18 protein-coding genes and 2 tRNA genes are annotated in these 18975 nt (G+C 73.5%); 7 read left to right on the top strand and 13 right to left on the bottom strand.

Going from position 1 to position 18975, the window contains the following annotated elements; all coding sequences use genetic code 11:
• The first annotated feature begins 173 nt into the window (after positions 1-173).
• Positions 174-247 (top strand) — tRNA-Lys (locus OHT52_RS19700).
• Between the two features lie 250 nt (positions 248-497).
• On the opposite strand, the gene OHT52_RS19695 is transcribed toward OHT52_RS19700, so the two are convergent.
• The 3 genes from OHT52_RS19695 to OHT52_RS19685 form a co-directional block, all read right to left on the bottom strand.
• Complete coding sequence (locus OHT52_RS19695) at positions 498-1088, bottom strand: lytic polysaccharide monooxygenase auxiliary activity family 9 protein (protein WP_328721496.1); 591 nt, start codon at positions 1086-1088, stop codon at positions 498-500.
• Between the two features lie 184 nt (positions 1089-1272).
• Positions 1273-2895 carry an SPFH domain-containing protein gene (locus OHT52_RS19690; protein WP_328721495.1) on the bottom strand — a complete coding sequence of 541 codons (1623 nt, stop codon included), beginning with the start codon at positions 2893-2895 and terminating at the stop codon, positions 1273-1275.
• Between the two features lie 269 nt (positions 2896-3164).
• Positions 3165-4463, bottom strand: coding sequence for a peptidoglycan-binding protein (locus tag OHT52_RS19685; RefSeq protein ID WP_328721494.1), 1299 nt, complete (start codon positions 4461-4463; stop codon positions 3165-3167).
• A 188-nt stretch (positions 4464-4651) separates the two neighbouring features.
• On the opposite strand from OHT52_RS19685, the gene OHT52_RS19680 reads away from it, so the two are divergent.
• Positions 4652-4725, top strand: a tRNA-Lys gene (locus OHT52_RS19680).
• Positions 4726-5107: 382 nt separating this feature from the next.
• On the opposite strand, the gene OHT52_RS19675 is transcribed toward OHT52_RS19680, so the two are convergent.
• From OHT52_RS19675 to OHT52_RS19655, 5 genes are all read right to left on the bottom strand, one after another.
• Positions 5108-5836, bottom strand: coding sequence for a class F sortase (locus OHT52_RS19675; RefSeq protein WP_328721493.1), 729 nt, complete (start codon positions 5834-5836; stop codon positions 5108-5110).
• Between the two features lies 1 nt (position 5837).
• Positions 5838-6386 (bottom strand): hypothetical protein, encoded by a 549-nt coding sequence (locus OHT52_RS19670; protein WP_328721492.1) that lies wholly within the window; start codon positions 6384-6386, stop codon positions 5838-5840.
• A gap of 81 nt (positions 6387-6467) precedes the next feature.
• Positions 6468-7208, bottom strand: coding sequence for an HAD-IIA family hydrolase (locus OHT52_RS19665; RefSeq protein WP_443046804.1), 741 nt, complete (start codon positions 7206-7208; stop codon positions 6468-6470).
• 246 nt (positions 7209-7454) lie between these two features.
• Entirely contained in the window at positions 7455-8723 is a 1269-nt protein-coding gene (locus tag OHT52_RS19660; RefSeq protein WP_328721490.1) for a peptidase, read from the bottom strand.
• Between the two features lie 192 nt (positions 8724-8915).
• Positions 8916-10064, bottom strand: coding sequence for an ROK family transcriptional regulator (locus OHT52_RS19655; RefSeq protein WP_443046616.1), 1149 nt, complete (start codon positions 10062-10064; stop codon positions 8916-8918).
• Positions 10065-10120: 56 nt separating this feature from the next.
• Between OHT52_RS19655 and OHT52_RS19650 the strand changes: the two genes are divergently transcribed.
• Complete coding sequence (locus tag OHT52_RS19650; protein ID WP_328721489.1) at positions 10121-11245, top strand: Gfo/Idh/MocA family oxidoreductase; 1125 nt, start codon at positions 10121-10123, stop codon at positions 11243-11245.
• The gene (locus OHT52_RS19645) at positions 11242-11727 is read left to right on the top strand and encodes a heme-degrading domain-containing protein (protein ID WP_328721488.1); all 486 of its coding nucleotides are present in this window, start codon (positions 11242-11244) and stop codon (positions 11725-11727) included. The genes OHT52_RS19650 and OHT52_RS19645 overlap by 4 nt, the downstream gene beginning before the upstream one ends.
• Before the next feature lie 74 nt (positions 11728-11801).
• On the opposite strand, the gene OHT52_RS19640 is transcribed toward OHT52_RS19645, so the two are convergent.
• From OHT52_RS19640 to OHT52_RS19620, 5 genes are all read right to left on the bottom strand, one after another.
• Positions 11802-12662, bottom strand: a complete 861-nt coding sequence (locus OHT52_RS19640) for a fumarylacetoacetate hydrolase family protein (RefSeq protein ID WP_328721487.1) — start codon at positions 12660-12662, stop codon at positions 11802-11804.
• Positions 12663-12867: 205 nt separating this feature from the next.
• A complete protein-coding gene (locus OHT52_RS19635) occupies positions 12868-13638 on the bottom strand; it encodes a YidC/Oxa1 family membrane protein insertase (protein WP_328721486.1) in 771 nt (256 codons plus the stop codon).
• Positions 13639-13827: 189 nt separating this feature from the next.
• Complete coding sequence (locus tag OHT52_RS19630) at positions 13828-14187, bottom strand: DUF6412 domain-containing protein (protein WP_328721485.1); 360 nt, start codon at positions 14185-14187, stop codon at positions 13828-13830.
• Positions 14188-14409: 222 nt separating this feature from the next.
• Entirely contained in the window at positions 14410-15906 is a 1497-nt protein-coding gene (locus OHT52_RS19625) for a sodium:solute symporter family protein (RefSeq protein WP_328721484.1), read from the bottom strand.
• Entirely contained in the window at positions 15903-16061 is a 159-nt protein-coding gene (locus OHT52_RS19620; RefSeq protein ID WP_323180469.1) for a DUF3311 domain-containing protein, read from the bottom strand. The genes OHT52_RS19625 and OHT52_RS19620 overlap by 4 nt, the downstream gene beginning before the upstream one ends.
• Positions 16062-16398: 337 nt before the next feature.
• Between OHT52_RS19620 and OHT52_RS19615 the strand changes: the two genes are divergently transcribed.
• The 3 genes from OHT52_RS19615 to OHT52_RS19605 all read left to right on the top strand — a co-directional run bounded on the left by OHT52_RS19615 (position 16399) and on the right by OHT52_RS19605 (position 18965).
• On the top strand, positions 16399-17406 hold the full coding sequence (locus OHT52_RS19615) for an SEC-C domain-containing protein (protein ID WP_328721483.1): 1008 nt from the start codon (positions 16399-16401) through the stop codon (positions 17404-17406).
• A gap of 157 nt (positions 17407-17563) precedes the next feature.
• On the top strand, positions 17564-17986 hold the full coding sequence (locus OHT52_RS19610; RefSeq protein ID WP_328721482.1) for a very short patch repair endonuclease: 423 nt from the start codon (positions 17564-17566) through the stop codon (positions 17984-17986).
• 25 nt (positions 17987-18011) lie between these two features.
• On the top strand, positions 18012-18965 hold the full coding sequence (locus tag OHT52_RS19605; protein ID WP_328721481.1) for a DNA cytosine methyltransferase: 954 nt from the start codon (positions 18012-18014) through the stop codon (positions 18963-18965).
• The last annotated feature ends 10 nt before the right edge of the window (positions 18966-18975 follow it).

Raw genomic sequence — 18975 nt, 5'->3', positions numbered from 1 at the left:
CTCGCGGGCGCGGCGGCAGCGCGGGGCGGAGCCGCCGTACGAGGCGTACGGCAGCAGCCCCCCGCGCGACCACCCCTGCCCCGCCCCGCCCCACCGAGCGCCGCCCCGCCCCGCCCCGAAACAGGGGTGTCATCAGCACCCCTGCGGACCAGGTATTATTTTCGAGTCAGCAGGCGCCGCTAGCTCAGTTGGTTAGAGCAGCTGACTCTTAATCAGCGGGTCCGGGGTTCGAGTCCCTGGCGGCGCACGACACGACAGTGGGGCGGTCTCCGGCATCGGAGACCGCCCCACTGCGTTGTGCCGTCCTGCTGTTCATCGGTGGTTCACAGGCTCGGCCGTCCCGCCCGAACGGCCGCGCTTCGCCAAAGGGGCGTCAGGTCCGGCCGTCGCCGGGCGCGCACCCCTCCCCACTCACGCCGATGCCTCTCGGACCGGCGCTTCTCGCACCCGTGCCGGTACGGGGGCCGTCGAGCACCCACCCGCCTCCGGCGCGGGGATCAGAACTTCACGTCCGAGCAGGAGTAGAACGCGTTCGCGGTGTCCGCGATCGTCCACACCGCCAGGATGACGTGGTGGCCGGTCTTTCCGCTGGGGATGGTGCCCGTCTGGGTCAGCGTGGCCGGCGGCTGCTGGTTGTTGTACGGCACCGTCAGGAACGGCTGCGAGTCCAGCGAGGCCCGGGTGAGCGGCTTCGTCGGGTCCCAGCCCTGCTTGGTGATGTAGTACCGGAAGTCCGTCGTCGAGTGACGGGCGGTGAACTGCCAGCGGAAGTTGAACGACTGGCCGCCGGTGACCTGCGTGGTCGGCCAGTTGCCGCCGCGCGGGTCGTCGAGCTGCGCGAACTCGGTGTGGTTGGCGGAGCAGATCTTCCCGTCCGCCGGACCCGCCGTCGGGAAGCCCTTCGGGCCCTCGACGCTCTGCGGCTCCCACTGGATGTTGCCGCAGTTGGTGACCGTGCCGTTGGCACAGAGCTTCTGACGGCTGATGGGGTTGTCGGTGTAGCCGTGGCTGCTGGCGCTGCTGGTGGCGAGCGCCGAAGCGCCCAAGATCGCCAGGCCGACCACGGCCGCGCTCGTCCTCTTACGCATGCTTCGCTCCTCAGGGACATGGGGACTTTTCGGTGAGCACTGCTCATGAAGCGCGCGGTCGTGCGGTCTAGACCAAGTTCCACAGTATTGACGTGCCGTGAACATGTCCAGACCACTGCGTGACGCCATTCCGTTTCGCTATCCTGCGCCGTCGCACCAGCCCCCCAGGACACTTCGGATCCCCTCAGATCCCCTCGCCCCCGCCTCGCCCCGTGTAGAAGGCCACCGTCAAGTCCCGTACCAGAGACTTGCGTTCGTAGTCGTCGAGCGCGACGAGCCCTCGCGTGGTGAGCCGGTGGACGGTGTCGTCGACCGCGTCCACCACGGACGTCAGGACGCTGTCGCGGTGCCTCGCGTCGAGGGCCGCGACCCGGCGGCGCTGCATGGCCGCCGCGACCTCGGGGGCGTACTCGATCCCGGTCGGCTGCGCCGAGTACACCTCCACCCCGACCGGCTCACAGTCCGCCTTCAGCATCAGGGTCAGCGCGTCCCCGACCGCCTCGGCGTTCCGCAGCGTGGGGGCGTCCTCGTGGAAGGCGTCGGCGGGCAGTTGCGAGAGCACGCGGGCCATCGCCGCCTCGACCTGTTCCCGCAGGTACGTCTCGTGGTCCGCGACCCCCAGCACCGCCCGGACGGTGTCCTTGACCCGCCAGACGACGAGAACGGTGACCCGCAGCGCCGTGCCGTTCGCGTCCACGGCGGGCATCGGCTCGCTCCGCCAGTGCCGCAGCCGCACGTCGGTGCGGCGGCGGAGCAGCAGCGGGGAGACCCAGAAGAGTCCGGTACGCCGGACACTCCCCCGGTAGTCGCCGAAGAGCGTCAGCACCAGGGCGTACCCGACCCGCCCGCGCCCGAGGCCCCCGAACGCGAAGAGCACCACGGTCACCAGCACCGCGAGCACCGCCCAGAGACCGATGCCGACGCCTTCGTACGGGCGCGGTCCGATGCCGAGCCGGGCCTGCGCCGGCTCCGGCAGCGCGCCCGCCCACCAGAGGACCGCCAGAGCGGCGGCGCAGCCGGCCATCCCGGTGAGCACGGCCACCCAACCGGGCAGGGCAGGGCCGGGACGCTCGCGCAGCCGGGGATCGGCGACGGGCGCGGGGCGGGTCGGCGGACTGACCTGCGGAGAGCGGGGCACGGGCGGTCGCCGCACCCCGGCGCCGGACCGGTCGGCCGGCAGCGCGTGGCGGGCCACGGCCGCGGGCAGCGAGGCGGCCCCGGCGGTGCGGCGCGGGTCGCCGCCGTCCCGGGCGGGGCCGCCCGGCGGTCCGTACGGCTCCGGTACACCGGTACCGACGCGCGGGAGGAGCCCTGTGCGGTCGTCGGGATCGCGGGGTTCGTCGCGGAAGAGCAGGTGCACCGGGATGGACGCGGTGGACTCGTTGGCGATGACCGACCGGCGGCGCCCGGTGCCCCACCGGTCCCCCTCGCGGTAACCGCCGGACGGGGCGGGCACCTCCCCGTTGGGAGCTTCACCCCGGGCCGCTTCACCCCCGGCAGCCCGCCCGACTCCGCCGGTCCCGTCGGTCCCGCCGGTCCAGTCGCCCGCCCCCGTCCCGTCCCCCGAGCCGGTCCCGTCCCCCGTCCCGTCGCCCGAGCCGGTCCCGTCGCCCGAACCGTCGCCCGAGCCGGTCCCGTCCCCCGTCCCGGCGCCCGACCCGGTCCCGTCGCCCGAACCCGCGCCCGAGCCGGTCCCGTCCTCCGAGCCGGCGTCCGGCCCGCCCGCAGGCACCGAGACCGTGGCCGAAACGGTGCGCATCGACGTGGTCTCCGTCTCGCCGTGCGCGAGTTCCAGCACCACGTCCACGCAGGGCCCCTCGGCCTCCGGGCCACCCTCCGTACGCGGATCGCGGCCCCCGGGCCGGCCGGGCTCCGGGACCGGTTCGCCGCCCGGGCCCGTCCCGGGGCCGGCACCGCCTCCCGCGCCGCGGCCCGCCCCCACGCCGTCTTCCTCGTCTCCGTACACGCGCCACCGTTCCCTTCCGCGCTCCGGCGATCCGGAGCTGTCGATCCGCCGGGCCCCCGCACCACCGGTGCGCGCCGGTCCACCGATCCGCCGGGCGGCCCCCGGCCCCTTCAGGAGAAGAGCCGCCGCCAGGTGTCCGGCCCCGGGTAGCCGTCCGCCACGCCGCCGCGCCAGCCCTGGGCCCGCTGGAACGCCTCCACGTTGCGCCGGTCCGCCTCGGTCCAGCGGCGGCCCGGCCCCGAGGCGTAGTGCCGCCCGTAGCCCTTCTTCACCAACTGCCTGCCGAGCCGCTCGACATGGGCGTTCGATTGACCTGGCTTGAAATAGCCCCGTCCGGGGAAGGGCGGGACCGCGCTCGAACCGCCACCCGGCCCTGCCGCCGGAATGTCCTTCCCGGTGCCGTTGACGAGCCGGCGCCAGGTGTCCGGGCCGGGAAGGCCGTCCGCGTTCGCGCCTTTCCACCCCTGCGCCTGCTGGAACGCCCGGGTCGCGCGCCGGTCCGCCTCGCTCCAGGCGGGGCCGGGGCCCTGGGTGTAGAAACGTTTCCCGCCCCGCGCCACCAGCATGTCGCCGAGCTGGGTCACATGGGCGTTGCGGGCTCCCGGCCCGAACCTGGCGGCACCGGGGAACCCCGAGGACGAGCCGCCGCCGGAACCGCCGGTGAGCCCCCGGTAGCGGTAGGCGAGGTACTTGTCGGAGTTGCTCCAGTACGCGAGGGGCGTGGTCTTCTTCCGGGTGGCCGGGGGTGTCTGCTCGTACGCCATGTACTGGGTGCGCGCGCTGTTGGTCCAGCCGCCGAAGATCGTGACGTGCGACCCCTTGTTGGGGTCGGCCGGGTCGTGGAAGAGCAGGATGTCGCCCGGCTCCAGCTGCGAGCGCGCGATCCGCGTGCCGTACGAGGAGAGGCTGCCGGTCCACTCGTTGCCGTCCAGGCCCCAGGCCATCGAGACGTAGCCGGAGCAGTCCTGGCGGTAGCCGTCCGACCAGTACTTCTCCATGTCGTACGGTACCTTCGCGGCGACCCACGTCTTGGCGCGGGAAATGATCTCCCCGCGCGTGGTGGTCCGCAGGACCAGGGGCGCGTCCGCGGTGGGCGGGCCCGCGCCACCGCCGCCTTTCAGCGGTCCGGTCCGCCCCTGCGGGGTCGTGGGCCCGGGGCCGGACGCGCCGTCCGGGCGGACGGGCCCGACGGCATGGCAGGCCGGGGCGACCGCCTCGGCGGCACCGGCGGAGAGGACCACTCCGGCAGCCGTGGCGAGCACCAGCGCGCGGCGTGCTCCGTGCGCGGCCCGATGGCCGCCGAGGCGGGGCGGCAGGCTCCGGGCCGCCGCCGTGCGCCGCTGGAGGGCACAGCCGGCGCAGCAGCAGTCGGCGGCGGGTTCGTACTCCCTGAAGACCGGGACGGTCATGTCGGTTCCCCTCCGGACTCGTCAAGATTTTTTGAGGCACTCCGCTACGGGCGCCGGCGTCTCAACTCTCATGACAAATCACATTTTGACGGATCAAAGAGAAAAAACGACCATGCGACAGGGCGTGGCGCCATGGAAAATGGTCAGGAGCATGCTGCGGAATCCGGTAATGTTCTCCAGGTCAGCAGGCGCCGCTAGCTCAGTTGGTTAGAGCAGCTGACTCTTAATCAGCGGGTCCGGGGTTCGAGTCCCTGGCGGCGCACGCAGAGTCAAGGCCCTCTCACTCCACGTGAGGGGGCCTTGTTCGTTGCCCGGCCCCGCCGGGTCGTACGCCCCTGCCCCGCGCACACCGCGAGGCTCGCTTTCACCTTTCGTCTCTCTTCACGCGTCCGCGCGACACCTCTTCGCGCCCCCGCGCGGCCGCGGGCGCGCGCCGTCCGGAATCGCGCGGCCTGCACGCGCCACTCCTTCTGGTGACTCTCCGCAGACAAACCGTCACGGAGTGCCTAGTTGATTCTCCCCGCGCGGAAGCCTCGGGACACCTCATGGCCCGGTGCGCGAAGAGCGGACGCGGAACCGGCCCCGTCGGGCGGCTCCCGGGTGGGAGTCGCCCGACGGGGCCGGGGTGCGGCGGCCGGACCGGTTCAGTGCGGCGACGGTCCGCTCCGGGTGCGGGCGGGTGCGCCGACCGCACCGCCGCCGCCTTGTCCGTCGTCCTCGCCCGTGAGGTAGGCGGAGACGACGACATTGGCGGAGTAAGCCTGGGTGGCCCGGTCGTACGTACCGCCGCAGGTGATCAGCCGGAGTTCGGCGCGGCCGTCCCGGCGCGGCCCGTAGGCCTTCTGCGCGTCGAAGCGTTCCCGGGTGAAGACCTGGACGTCGTCGACGGTGAACTCGGCGACCGTGCCGTCGGCCCGGGTCACCCGGATCTCGGCGCCCGGCCGCGCCGCGCTCAGTCCGTAGAAGACGGCGGGCTCGGTCTCGGTGTCGACGTGGCCGACCATGATCGCCGCCCCCGCGGTGCCGGGTTCGGCGCCACCGTCGTACCAGCCGACGGCGCCCGGGGTCGCGAACGGGGGCGGGTCGACGGCTCCGTCACCGTCGAGGCCGCGTCCGACGACGGGGGCGTCGACGCCCACGGACGGGATCGCGACCTCGCGCGGCGGCGAAGGGGCCAGCGGATCGTGCGCCGGGGGCAGCGGCATCCCGAGGGGGCGGCCGACCGCCGCGACGTCTCCGGTGGTGGGCGCGGAGCTGCCACCGGGTCCTCCGGCGGCGTCGCGGCCCCAGAGCCAGAGGCCGAGCAGGAGCACGGCCCACGCCACTCCGGTGAGCAGCCGCCCGGTACCGGCCGGGCGAGTGGGGGCGGACATGTCAGTCCGCGGCCGGACGGCGGCGGCGTGCGCCGCGGAAGGCCGCGGTGGCCGCCGCGACGGCGGCGAGCGCGAGCCCGGCCACCACGTGGGGGGCGCCCGGCCCGTCGGAGTCCTCGGCCTGCTCGGCGAGTACGGCGGTGCCGCCGCCACCGGCATGGACGGGGGCGACCGGAGTCGGCCGGACGCGGTGCACCACCGTGAGGGTGCCGGTGGCCCGGCCGTCCTTGCCGGCCCTGCCCTCGCAGAACAGGGTGACGTCGTACCGGCCGGCCTCGGCGCCGGACCGGATACGGGCCTCGGCGCGGAGGCCCTTCCCGTCGGCGGGAGTGAACCGCACCGAGGAGGCGAACGCGTCGGATTCGCCGACGCCCTCCTTGCCCTTGCCGCAGGCGTCGGACCAGAGCTCGACCTCGCCGCCGGGGGCGATGGTGGACGGGGTCACCCTGAGGGTGCCGTCGTCGTTCCGGGCGGCCGACGCGGCGGGCGCGGAGACGGATATCGCCGCGACCGCCGCAGCGGCACAGATGGTGAGGGGTAGTGAACGCATCGTGAACCTCCTGCTGGCAGGTTCACCCGTACGCGCGCTTTTCGCATCCGCTGTCGCCCGGTCGGGCGACGGCTCGGGAGGTCAGACCAGGTTGACGAGGTCCGCGATGGAGTCGACCACGTTGGACGGGCGGAAGGGATAGCGGTCGATGTCGGCGGTGGTGGTGAGCCCCGTGAGCACCAGGAACGTCTCCATCCCGGCCTCCAGACCGGCCAGCACGTCGGTGTCCATCCGGTCGCCGATCATGGCGCTGGTCTCGGAGTGGGCGCCGATGGCGTTGAGCCCGGTCCGCATCATCAGCGGGTTGGGCTTGCCGGCGAAGTACGGCTCCTTGCCGGTGGCCTTGGTGATCAGGGCCGCTACGGAACCGGTGGCGGGCAGCGGGCCCTCGGCGGAGGGGCCGGTCTCGTCCGGGTTGGTGCAGATGAACCGGGCGCCCGCGTTGATCAGCCGGATCGCCTTGGTCAGCGCCTCGAAGCTGTACGTACGGGTCTCACCGAGCACCACGTAGTCGGGGGCGTGGTCGGTGAGGACGTACCCGATGTCGTGCAGCGCGGTGGTGAGACCGGCCTCGCCGATGACGTACGCCGTGCCGCCGGGGCGCTGGTCGTCCAGGAACTGGGCGGTCGCGAGCGCGGACGTCCAGATGTTCTCGACCGGGACGTCCAGGCCCATGCGGCTGAGCCGGGCGTGGAGGTCGCGGGCGGTGTAGATGGAGTTGTTGGTGAGGACCAGGAAGGGCTTCCCCGACTCCCGCAGCCGCTTGATGAACGCGTCCGCGCCGGGAATGGGGGTGCCCTCGTGGATGAGGACCCCGTCCATGTCGGTCAGCCAGGACTCGATCGGCTTGCGCTCTGCCATCACACGGACTCCTGCCGTACGCACGGTGCACACGAGGTGCTGGACGCCGGCGGCACCGCGGTGTGCAGCGCCGACGCCCCGAGTTTAGGCCGAAAGGTGGCCCGTATCGATCATGCGGACGAGGCGGGATCGCGCGAATCGCAGCGGGGCCGGGAAGGGCGGCGCGAGGGGTGTGCGGGGGCGTTCGGGGGTGCGCGCGGCCGGGTTTCAGCCCCGGCCCCGCCTCATGCGGCGGGCCAGGAGCAGTGCGGCGGTGCCGCCGAGCAGCAGCGCGGCGGCCACCGCGCCGGTACGCAGGGCCGTCGCGCGCCCCGGGCGCCCGGTCCGGGCGAGCTCGGGCAGTGGGTTGCCGGCGGCGTCGCGCGGCACCTCGACGCCGCCCGGGGGCACGGTGGGCGCGAGGGACGGGTGCGGGCCGGTGGTAGGAGCGGTGCCGGTGCGGGGCGGGGTGCCGGTGCCGGTGGTCGTGCGGGGATCGACGCCCGGGGTCCTCGTTCCGCCCGGGGCGGTCCTTCCGTCCGCGCCGGGCGCCGTACCCGTGCCGCCGTCCGCGTCGGTGCCGGTCCCGTCCGCGGAGTCCCCTCCGGTGTCCGCGTCGGTGCCGGTCCCGTCCGCGGAGTCCGTTCCGGTGGTCCCCCCGTCCTCTCCCGTACCGGACCCGTCGGTCGCCTCCGCCCCGGTGAGGAGGTCCCCGGTCCCCGGTTCGTCGGGGAACACCAGGTCGGCGCCACCCTCGATGTCCCCCTCGACGATGGAGAACGGGTAGTCCTCCGACTCGCCGACCCACTCCCCGTCCGGGGCCACGACGGACCCGTCCGCCACCGCGTCCGAGGGGGGCGCGGCCGGGCGGCGCTGCACGATGGCGGCGTTGGCCACGACGTTCCCGGGCCGGGTGTCGGAGGTGAAGGCCATCCGGACGCGGACGGTGACCGTGCGTCCGGCGGGGACGGTGAAGCCCTCGAAGTCGTCGCCGGCCTCGCCGCTGCCGAAGACCCCGATCTGTTCGTTCCGGTCGGTGGTCTCCCAGCCGACCCGGTGCTCGGTCCCGGCGCCCGGCTCCGTACCTGGCCGTTCCGCGTACGCGAGCTGGATCTGGTCCGACGTCAGCTGCCGGTCCTGGTCGGTCAGGACGAGTACGGGGTGCAGGGCGCGGCAGGACTCCGAGGTGGTGTTGACGAGGTCCAGGTACCAGATTCCGTATCCGCCGCCGGACGCGTAGGTGTCCGGGCCGCCGTGGATACGGGTGCCGATGGGAAAGTCCCTGGCGCCCCGGTCACCGCAGGCGGGCTGCTGGTCCGCGACGACCGAGGCGGCGAAGGGTTCCGTCACCGAGGTCGGCGGCCCGCCGAACAGCGCGGCCGGTACGGCGATCCCGGCGGCCAGGCCGAGCGAGGTGAGCGCCCGTCCGTCGCGCAGCCGCGCGGCAGGTCGCAGTCGTGCAAGAGGCCGCAGTCGTGCGGGAGGTCCGGGGGGCATGGGAGGCACCCTTCACAGCTCGCGAACGACCGGTGCGGAGGAACCACCGGCGTATCGGCGGAGACCCTGCCAGGCATGGATACGAACATCACACTGACACGCCGGAAGCTCACCCGCCCGGCGGGACAGGGGTCGTCCCGCCCTCCGCCGACCGGCCCCGGGGCGTCTCGTGGAGCACGCCCGGTCCGCCCGCTACTCCGCCGTCCGCCCGAAGAGCGGGCCGAGGACCAACTGGGCGGCGCCCTCGGCGACCGGGTGGTCGCCGCCGCCCGCGACGGCGACCGGCACGGGCGTCCCGGCTCCTTCGCGCCGGGCACGCTCCTCGATCACGGCGCGCACGCCCCGTACGTAGGCGTCCTCGTGCGCCGCGACCGTGCGCCCGCCCAGCACCACCCGGTCGATGTCGAGCAGTGCGACGAGGTTGGCGGCCCCCGCGCCCAGCACCCGGGCGGCCTCGGCGACGTCGCCCCGGTCCGCCGCCGCCAGGCAGAGCGCCTCGATACAGCCGCGCCCGCCGCAGCCGCACGGCGGCCCGTCCAGGAGGAGGGTCTGGTGCCCGAACTCGCCCGCGCCGGTGCGCACGCCCCGGTGCAGCGCCCCGCCGAGGACGAGCCCGGCGCCCAGGCCCGTACCGAGGTGGAGGTAGGCGAAGTCGCCCGCGCCCGGGTCGCGCAGGGCGAGGCCGAGGGCGGCGGCGTTGGTGTCCTTGTCCACGGAGACCGGCAGGCCGGTGCGGGCGGCGAGGGCCTCGCGGAGCGGGAATCCGTCCCACTGCGGGAAACCGGTGACCCGGTGCAGCACCCCGTCGCGGTGGTCGAGCGGGCCGGGGACCGCCACGCCCACGCCGAGCACGGCCGGGCCGTCTCCCGGCGCCGCCGACGCGCTCACCTCCGCCACCGCGTCCGCCGCGCCCGCGACCACCTCGGCCGCCGGGGCACCGAAGTCGAGCGGTGCGGTCCGGACGGCGACCGGCGTACCGGCGAGGTCGACGAGGACGGCGGTCAGCTCGTCCCGGTCCAGGTGGAGGCCGACCGCGTGCCGGGCGTCCGGGACGAGCCGGAGCACGGTGCGCGGTTTGCCGCCGGTGGACGCGCGCCGGCCCGCCTCGGCGGCGAGGCCCTCCGCGCGCAGCCGGGCGGTGATCTTGCTGACGGCCTGCGGGGTGAGCCCGGTGCGCTCGGCCAGCTCCAGCCGGCTGATGCCGTCGCCGCCGGCGCCGCGCAGCAGGTCGAGCACGAGGGCGGCGTTGTGGTGGCGCAGGGCCGGGAGGTTGACCCCGGTGCCGTTGCGCGCGCCGACGCCGGGGACGCTCCGGGAATCGCTGGTATCGCTGGTGTTCACCACCCCATTGTGGGCCCCGCTTGCACTTTGGCAACAGCGTTGCTTAAGTGGAGCCCATGACTTCCACCGATCCCCTCCGCGTCGCGCTCGTCGGCTACGGCCTGGCGGGTTCCGTCTTCCACGCCCCGCTGATCGCGGCGACCGAGGGCCTGGTGCTCGACACGGTCGTCACGTCGAACGAGGAGCGCCGGGCGCAGGCCCGCGCCGAGTTCCCCGACGTCCGCTTCGCCGGCTCGCCCGAGGAGCTGTGGGCGCGCGCCGGCGAGCTGGACCTCGTCGTGATCGCCACCCCGAACAAGACGCACGTCCCGGTCGCGAAGGCCGCCCTGGCGGCCGGGCTGCCGGTCGTGGTGGACAAGCCGATCGCCGGTACCGCCGCCGAGGCCCGTGAGCTGGCCGCGCTCGCCGAGGAGAGCGGACTGCTCCTCTCGGTCTTCCAGAACCGCCGCTGGGACAACGACTTCCTGACCATCGCCCGGCTGATGGCCGACGGCGAACTCGGCGAGGTGCAGCGCTTCGAGTCCCGGTTCGAGCGGTGGCGCCCGCAGCTGAAGGGCGGCTGGCGCGAGTCGGGCGACCCGCAGGAGATCGGCGGACTCCTCTTCGACCTGGGTAGCCACATCGTCGACCAGGCGCTGGTCCTGTTCGGCCCGGCGGTGCAGGTGTACGCCGAGTCGGACGCCCGCCGCCCCGGCGCCGCGACCGACGACGACACCTTCATCGCGATCACCCACACGAGCGGTGTCCGCTCCCACCTGTACGCCAGCGCCACCACCGCCCAGCTCGGCCCGCGCTTCCGGGTGCTGGGGCAGCAGGCCGGTTACGTGAAGTACGGCCTGGACCCGCAGGAGGCGGCGCTGCGCGAGGGTCGCCGCCCCGGCGCGGGCCGGCAGCCGTGGGGCGAGGAGCCCGAGGGCCTGTGGGGCCGGCTCGGCTCGGGCGAGTCCCCGCTGACCGGCGGTGGCGTCCCGGTGCGCACCCTGCCCGGCGACTACCCTGCGTACTACGCGGGCGTCGCCGCCGCCCTGCGCGGCACCGGCGACAACCCGGTCACCGCCCTGGAGGCGGCAGCGGCACTGGACGTCCTGGAGGCGGCCCGCCGCTCCGCCCAGGAGGGCACCGCCGTCACCCTGGTCCCGCGGCCCACCGGCACCCCGAGCACCGAGGAGACCCAGGCATGAGCGCCCGCCCCGACGCCCCGACCGTCTCCGAACTGCTCGCCCAGGAGCGCCGGCTGACCCTGCCCCGCTTCGGCCACGAGGACGCGTACGCGCTGGGCACCCTGCTCGTCCGGCTGGCCCGCGAGCGCAACGCCCCGGTCGCCATCGACATCCGTCGCGGCCCGCAGCAGCTGTTCCACGTCGCGCTCCCGGGCTCCAGCGCCGACAACGACGGCTGGATCGACCGCAAGCGCAAGGTCGTCGAGCGCTACGGCGAGAGCTCCTACCTCGTGGGCACCCGCTTCCGCGCGAAGGGCACCACCTTCGAGGACTCGTCCCGCCTGCCGCTGGGCACGTACGCCGCGCACGGCGGCTCGTTCCCGATCACCGTCGACGGTGCGGGCGTCATCGGCACCGTCACCGTCTCGGGCCTCCCCCAGGCCGAGGACCACGCCCTGGTCGTCCAGGGCCTGGAGGAGTTCCTGGCGACGCTGGAGGGATGACCCCCACGCGTCTCGTACGTACGCCCCCGGGGCCCCGCGCGGCGACATCCGCGCGGGGCCCCGGGGCGTCGCGCTCACGCGTCCTTGAGCACCTGGCGCTGGCGTCCGAGACCTTCGATCTCCAGCTCGACGACGTCGCCCGCGCGCAGGTACGGCTTCGGGTCCGGGTGGCCCATCGCGACGCCGGCCGGGGTGCCCGTGTTGATGACGTCGCCCGGGTAGAGGGTCATGAAGTGGCTGAGGTAGCGGACGACCTCACCGACCGGGAAGATCTGCTCGGCGGTGGTGCCGTCCTGCTTCAGCTCGCCGTTGACCCAGAGCTTCAGCGACAGCGCCTGCGGGTCGGGGACCTCGTCGGCGGTCACCAGCCACGGGCCGAGCGGGTTGAAGGTCTCGCAGTTCTTGCCCTTGTCCCAGGTGCCGCCGCGCTCGATCTGGAACTCGCGCTCGGAGACGTCGTGGGCGGTCGCGTATCCGGCGACGTGCGCCAGCCCCTCCTCCGCCGAGTCGAGGTAGCGGGCGGTGCGTCCGATGACGACCGCGAGCTCGACCTCCCAGTCGGTCTTCACGCTGTTGCGCGGCACGAGGACGGTGTCCTCGGGGCCGACGACCGTGTCGGGCGCCTTGAAGAAGAGGATCGGCTCCGCGGGGATCGCCGCCCCGGTCTCCTTCGCGTGGTCGTGGTAGTTCAGCCCGATGCAGATGATCTTGCCGATGCGGCTGAGGGGAGCCCCGGTCCGCAGTTCCGCCGGATCCAGCTCGGGCAGCGAGCCGGGGTCGGCCGCGGCGGCGCGCACCCGGTCGAGCCCGTGCTCGTCGGCGAGCAGCGCACTGTCGATGTCGGGGACGACCCCCGACAGGTCGCGCAGCGTTCCGTCCTCCGCGAGCAGAGCCGGACGCTCCGCTCCCGCCGTGCCGACTCGAAGCAACTTCACGGGTGCCACTCCCTGGGTAGAGATGCCTGGGTGGATTGGGGTGCCGGCCGGACCGGGTGCGGTGCGGCGACCGCCCCGGACCGTACTCGGCACAGCCCACAAAACCTGTTCAGCCTGCTAGACATCGGATGAATTGGCAAGACGTGTTCAGTCTCTGGACGTGGCCCGCGGCACGGAACACCAAGCAGGAGCTGTGTTCCGAGGGTCAGCCAAGAGGAGCCAACGCCACTCCGGCGGCCGGCACGTCGCGGTAGAGGTAGGCCCTTTCGATGGCAGTCCACGTCGTGCTGGTGACGACGTACAAGGCCGCCGCGAGCGGCACCACGCCCACGGTGAAGAGGGTGAAGAACGACATCAGCGGCATCACCTTCGTCATCGCCCCCATGCCCGGTACCGGCTGTTCGTCCGGGCCGGTGGTGGGTGTCACCGGGTTGAGGGCCATCTGACGCTTCGTACGCCGGTAGTTGAAGGTGGCCACGGCGGCGACGACCGCGAAGAGGCCGAGGTAGACCAGCCCCTGGCCGCCGAAGACGCCTCCCTCGGCGAGGGCGTGGTGCCAGCGCTCGCCCAGCGGCGCCCCGAAGAGCTGGTGACCGAGGAGACCGTTGGGGTCGTCGCCGATCCGCGCGCTGGAGAAGAGGTGGTAGAGCAGGAAGAACGCGGGCATCTGGAAGAGGCTCGGCAGGCACCCGGAGAGCGGCGAGACCTGCTCCTCCTTGTGCAGTTCCATGAGCGCCTTCTGCATGCGCTCGGGGTTCTTGGCGTGCTTCTTGCGCAGCTCGGCGATCTGCGGCTGGAGGCGCGTACGGGCCTTCTGGCCGCGCGCGGCGGCCCGCGACAGGGGGTGCACGGCGAGGCGCACGAGCGCGGTGAACAGGATGATCGCCGCGGCGGTGGACGCCGACTGGAACAGCGGGTGGAGCAGGTCGGCGAACGCGCCGACCAGGCTCGCGAAAACGGACATGAGCGCGGACATGGGGAGCCCTCCGAGGGGTCTCGTCGTGCCGGTGGAGTACGAAGTCGGAGCACGGGGCCGCCGGCGGGGGCAGGGCGGGCCCGCGGGCGCGCGGGGGTCACGGGTGCGGCGTGTGGACTGCGTACGGGATCGGCAGGACGGCCCCCGTGGAGGGGCGGCGTCGGTGTCGGGTCCGAAGGGGCGAGAGCCTTACGCGGCGGCCGTGCGGAGGACGGCGCGGCCGGGTGCGCGGGGGCGGGTACGCCCCTTGGCGTCGGGGTCCCGCTGCGGCAGGAAAGCCGTGCGGTGCCTGCGGTCCCGCAGCGCGGTGCGGACCTGCGTCCGGGGCACGGTGACGGCGCAGCGCGCGCTGATCACCGAGCAGGCGAGGAGCGCGGAGCCCGCCGCGGCGGTGGCGGCGAGCGCGACCGCGGCGGAGAGGGTGCCGCCCTCGGTGAGGAGGATCTCGGCGACGAAGAGGAGCAGCAGGCCCGCGGGCCTGAGCAGGCGCGCGAAGGTACCGCGGAGGCGACCGGGGTACGGGTGCGTGCTCGCGTACGCGTCGCCCATGGCTCCTCCCCTTCCGCCGCTCGTGCCGTTCAGTCACTCGTCCGTCCGGTCCGCCGCCGGGCTCTTGCCGGTCGCGGACCTCTCCAGCCGTTATACACGATGGCCTGGATCACACCGGGCGCCCGGAGACTGCCCGATACGGCCGGGAGGCTGCCCGCCGCCCGGAGGCCGCCCGCCGGCCGGGAGGCTGCCCGGAACGGCCCGGAGGCCGCCCGCGGCGGCTCAGACGGCCGCCGCCTCGGCCTCCGGCTCGATCTCGTCGCGGGCGAGCACCTCCTCGTCCGGCCGGTCGTCCTCGTCCCGCGGACCGGCGTACGTCACCGCCAGCGCGACCACCAGGTTGGCGGCCAGGGCGACGAGCCCCGCGTTCACGCCCCACACCGGGTCGTTGCCGTTGAAGACCAGCACACAGACCACGACCGCACCGACAACGAGCCCGCTGAACGCCCCCGCGAAGGTGAGCCGCCGCCACACCAGTGCCAGCAGCACCATCGGCAACAACTGCGCCATCCCCTCGTACGAGATGAGCGAGAGCCGGACGAGGGTGTTGGGCGCGGTGTACGTGAGGAGCAGCGCGAGCCCGCCGGCCACCACGACCACGATCTGCGCCGCACCCTTCTGCCGCTGCCGCCAGCGGGGTACGAGGGAGAGCACGCTGCGCCCCCACATCGTGCCGATGACCAGCATGAAGACGGCCATGGGCACGATCGAGGAGAGCGCGGCGGCCACCCCGATGACGCCGACCGCCCAGGCGGGCAGCGAGTCGGTGACGAGCTTGAAGAGGGCGAGGTTCGAGTCCGCCCCGACCAGTCCCGGTACGACGAACAGCGCGGCCATGCCGAGCAGCATCGGGACGAAGAGGAGGACGTTGTAGGCGGGCAGCCACATGGCGTTGCGCCGCAGTACGTCCGCGTTCCGGGCACCGAGATAGCCGGCGACGGTGGTCGGGAAGATCACCACGGTGAGCGAGTTCAGGAACGACGTACTGATGAACCACGCCTCGCCGAGCCCGCTGTCGCCGTGCCCGGGGAACGTCAGCCAGTCGGTCTTCTCGGTGACGATCCGGTCCAGGAAGGGGCCGTACCCGTCGAAGTAGTGGACCGGCACGTAGAACGCGAGGAAGCCGAGGGTTCCGATGACCATGACGTCCTTGAGCACCGACACCCAGGCGCTGCCGCGCAGCCCGCTGACCACGACGAAGCCGGTGGCGACGGCGAAGGCGACGAAGTAGGCCCATTTCAGGCTGATCGCGCCGTAGGAGATCGTCGAGACGACCACGCCCATGCCGGTGATCTGGAGCTGGATGTACGGCAGCAGGCAGACGGTGGCGAGGACGGCGACGAGCGCGCCGAGCCAGGGCCGCCGGAAACGGTGCGCGACCATGTCGGTGATCCCGACCAGGCCGTGCCGGCGCGCGTACCTCCAGAGGGTGGGGCCCACCAGGTACCCGAGGGCGTACCCGCAGGACATGTACGCGACGACGTACAGCACGGGCGCGCCGTAGTTGTAGCCCCAGCCCGCAGCGCCCAGGTAGCTGAAACTGGTGTAACCCTCGCCGGCCATCAGGACCCAGATGAAAACGGCCCCGAGGCTCCGTCCGCCCACGGACCACTCGGCCAGCCCGCCCCCTCCGCCCCGCCCGCGCATCGCGAGCAGGCCGAGCACGACGGTGAGCACCATGAAGCCGGCGAAGACGGAGGTGGCGACAGCGGCGTTCACCGGCGGTCCCCCCGCCGGGTCAGCCAGACGGCGACGGGCGTCAGCAGGGTCGCGCCGAGCATCCAGACGAAGAGGAACGGCAGCCCGAACACGACGGGCTCCACCCGGTTCACCCATGGCAGGGCTCCCAGGTACAGCACGTACGGGACCAGCAACCACCACACCTGCGGACGTCTTCTCAGCACCCAGGGACTTTATCCCCGTCCGACACCACCCCCGGGGCCGCACCCCGGCGCGTCCGGGCGGGGGTGCGGGTGCTGGGGCGCGGCGCGGGGGCGGGGGGCGGGTTGGGACAGTCCTCGGCGGGTTGCCGGGGTCGGGGGCGGGGTCGGGGGTCGGGTCGGCACGCGGGGGTTCGAGGTGGGGCGAGGACGGGGCGAACGGGCCCCGGGGGCGTGGCGACCGAGGCGCACACCCCTGTGTCCTGGCGCACCCCACCCCCTCTCGCCGGTCGCTCCCGCGGGCCCGCCTCCGCGCAGTACCGTGTGGGACATGCGCCCCGACACGCCTGCCGAGCACATCACCGAAGCCGAGCGACTGCTGCGCACCGCGACGCGCTACCCGGAGGACCGCGAGCCGCTGCTCCTCCAGGCCGCGGCCCATCTGGAACTCGCCGGCGAGCGCGCCCGCGCCGCGACCCTCTACGACGACCTGCTCACCGCGGACGGCGCCCCCGCCGACGACCCCCACCTGGTGAAGGCCCTCAAGGCCGCCAACCTCTGGGAGTACGGGCACGAGGCCGAGGCCCGCGCGATCATCGACGGCCTGCGCGTCGCGGCCCCCCGCGCGGCGGCCCCGTGGACGATCGCCGCGGAGACCCTGGAGGCGCACGACGAGCTGGAGGCCGCCCACGAACTCTTCTCGGCCGCGCTGGCACTGCTGCTGACGCCGGGCGAGGAAGTCCCGTACGCCACGCAGTCCCTGCTCACCGGCCGCCACCGCGTCCGCCGGCTGCGCGGCTCGGAACACGACGACTGGGACCGGCTGGCCGACACCCTGCACACGGCCGAGGTCCCCCTCGACGAACTCCACGACCCGAAACGGCTCTGGTCCCTCGGCTCCTCGGACCCGGGCGAGCTGAAGGCGGAGATCACCCGCCTCCGCGCGGAGCTGGGCGTCTACCGCACGGCCCTCTCCCGCCCCTTCCCGGTCGCCGTCCTGCACTGGCCCGCGGCCGAACTGGCCGAACTGCTCGCCGCGTACCCGGCCCTGGCCGCCGAGTACCCCGACCACGCGGGCCACCTGACCGCCGTGGAGACCGCCCTGCGCGACCTCCACGCGGCCGGTACCGCGAACCTCGGCATCGTCACCGGCACCATCCCCTCCTACGAGGCCTTCGCCGCCTCCGAGGCCGCCTCCCCCGCCGACCCGAACCTCCTCCCTCTCTACGCCACCACCCTCGCCGCCCGAGGCCGAGCCCTCCCCTGGCCCCCGGCCCGGTCGGCGGCCTGCTGGTGCGGGTCGGGGGACGTCTACCGGGAGTGCCACGGGGGGTCCTGAAGGGAGTCGACTCCCTACGGAGGAGCGCGGTCGGCCCCATGGGCGGCCGCGCTTTCTCGTATGCGCCCGGCGCACGGGGCCACGAAAACTCCACAACTTGGTCACAAGAATCACCGAACCGGCCATGCGGTTTCCGGAAGGTAGGACAATGATGGTGATGAACGTCGTGGTTCCCTCGTCCGTGGCCGTCTCGGCGCGCATGAGCCGTCAGGCAAGCCGTGACACGGCACCGGAACTGGCGGTGCGCAGACTCCTGCACGCCGCGGGCCTCCGGTACCGGGTCAACTGGCCGGTGCCCACCATGCGCCGCAGGACGATCGACATCGCGTTCACCCGGGTCAGGGTCGCCGTGCTGATCGACGGGTGCTTCTGGCACGGATGCCCCGTGCACGCCACGCGGCCCAAGGCGAATGCCGAGTGGTGGCGGGAGAAGCTCGCCCGGAACGTGGCACGGGATCTGGAGACGACCGCCCGCCTCACCGACGAGGGTTGGACGGTGCTCCGTTTCTGGACCCACGAGAGCCCCGATGCCATGGCCGAGCGGATAGCGGCGACGGTCGAGCGGGAACGGCGAAGATGAGTACGAGAACAAGGGGTGGGGACCTGTGGGTGCGTTGCGTTCCGTCGAGGTGTGCGCGGGAGCGGGCGGTTTGGCGCTGGGCCTGGAAGGAGCGGGCTTTGAACCGGTCCTCCTCCTGGACCGGAACCCGGTCGCCTGCGAAACACTCCGCCTGAATCGTCCGTCGTGGCAGGTCCTGGAGATGGACCTGCTGGACTTCGACCCGGTCGAGCACCGTGAGACGTACGACGTGGATCTGTTGGCCGCGGGACTCCCCCGCGTGAAGTCGAACGCCACCACCGTACGGACGGAGAGCGTCGAGGAGATCCGCCTTCTGGAGGCGGCGATCCTCCTCGCCCACTCGATCCAGCCGCGCGCCGTACTCGTGGAGAACGTGCCGGGACTGGTCGACTCCCCGGACCTCCGCGCGACGCGGGAGTTCGCCCACAAGGAGCTCGAACACCTCGGATACCGTCTGGCCTGGTTCGTGGTGAACGCCGCCGACTTCGGCGTGCCGCAGGACCGGAAGCAGGGGGTCATGGTCGCGCTGAAGGAGCGGTACTTCGACCACTTCGTGCCGCCGGCGCCGACCGTGCGGTCCCATGTGTCCGTCGGACGGGCACTGGCACGGTCCATGAGGTCCCGTGGCTGGCCCGGCGCGGACGCGTGGGCCGCCGACGCGATGGCCGTCGCCCCGACCTTGGTGGGTGGATCGGACAAGCGGGGAGGCGCCGACCTCGGCCCCACGGGCACCAAGAAGGCGTGGGAGCGCATGGGGGTGAACGGCGGCGCGCTGGCGGACGAGGTGCCCGGCCCGGACGACAGCCCCACGGGACTGGTCAAGCTGACCGTCGGGCAGGCGGCGGTTCTGCAGGCGTTCCCGGAGGAATGGCGTTTCGCCGGCCGTAAGACGGCCCACTACCGGCAGATCGGCCACGCCTCCCCGCCACCGGTCGGGACGGCGCTCGGACGGGCCATCGCCGCGGCTCTGGCCTCCTGATCCACCCCGC

The organism is Streptomyces sp. NBC_00247 (assembly GCF_036188265.1).
In the GTDB taxonomy this organism is placed as follows: domain Bacteria; phylum Actinomycetota; class Actinomycetes; order Streptomycetales; family Streptomycetaceae; genus Streptomyces.
Note: the sequence above shows the minus strand (reverse complement) of the source record. Positions and strands in the feature narration are given on the sequence as shown.

What these genes read in the sequence shown, in the direction of transcription:
- OHT52_RS19665 (WP_443046804.1), bottom strand. Translation starts at nt 7,208, where the DNA reads ATGGACGGGGTCCTCATCCACGAGGGCACCCCCATTCCCGGCGCGGAC.
- OHT52_RS19650 (WP_328721489.1), top strand. Translation starts at nt 10,121, where the DNA reads ATGACTTCCACCGATCCCCTCCGCGTCGCGCTCGTCGGCTACGGCCTG.
- OHT52_RS19660 (WP_328721490.1), bottom strand. Translation starts at nt 8,723, where the DNA reads ATGCCCCCCGGACCTCCCGCACGACTGCGGCCTCTTGCACGACTGCGA.
- OHT52_RS19645 (WP_328721488.1), top strand. Translation starts at nt 11,242, where the DNA reads ATGAGCGCCCGCCCCGACGCCCCGACCGTCTCCGAACTGCTCGCCCAG.
- OHT52_RS19630 (WP_328721485.1), bottom strand. Translation starts at nt 14,187, where the DNA reads ATGGGCGACGCGTACGCGAGCACGCACCCGTACCCCGGTCGCCTCCGC.
- OHT52_RS19670 (WP_328721492.1), bottom strand. Translation starts at nt 6,386, where the DNA reads ATGCGTTCACTACCCCTCACCATCTGTGCCGCTGCGGCGGTCGCGGCG.
- OHT52_RS19610 (WP_328721482.1), top strand. Translation starts at nt 17,564, where the DNA reads ATGAACGTCGTGGTTCCCTCGTCCGTGGCCGTCTCGGCGCGCATGAGC.
- OHT52_RS19615 (WP_328721483.1), top strand. Translation starts at nt 16,399, where the DNA reads ATGCGCCCCGACACGCCTGCCGAGCACATCACCGAAGCCGAGCGACTG.
- OHT52_RS19685 (WP_328721494.1), bottom strand. Translation starts at nt 4,463, where the DNA reads ATGACCGTCCCGGTCTTCAGGGAGTACGAACCCGCCGCCGACTGCTGC.
- OHT52_RS19635 (WP_328721486.1), bottom strand. Translation starts at nt 13,638, where the DNA reads ATGTCCGCGCTCATGTCCGTTTTCGCGAGCCTGGTCGGCGCGTTCGCC.
- OHT52_RS19695 (WP_328721496.1), bottom strand. Translation starts at nt 1,088, where the DNA reads ATGCGTAAGAGGACGAGCGCGGCCGTGGTCGGCCTGGCGATCTTGGGC.
- OHT52_RS19675 (WP_328721493.1), bottom strand. Translation starts at nt 5,836, where the DNA reads ATGTCCGCCCCCACTCGCCCGGCCGGTACCGGGCGGCTGCTCACCGGA.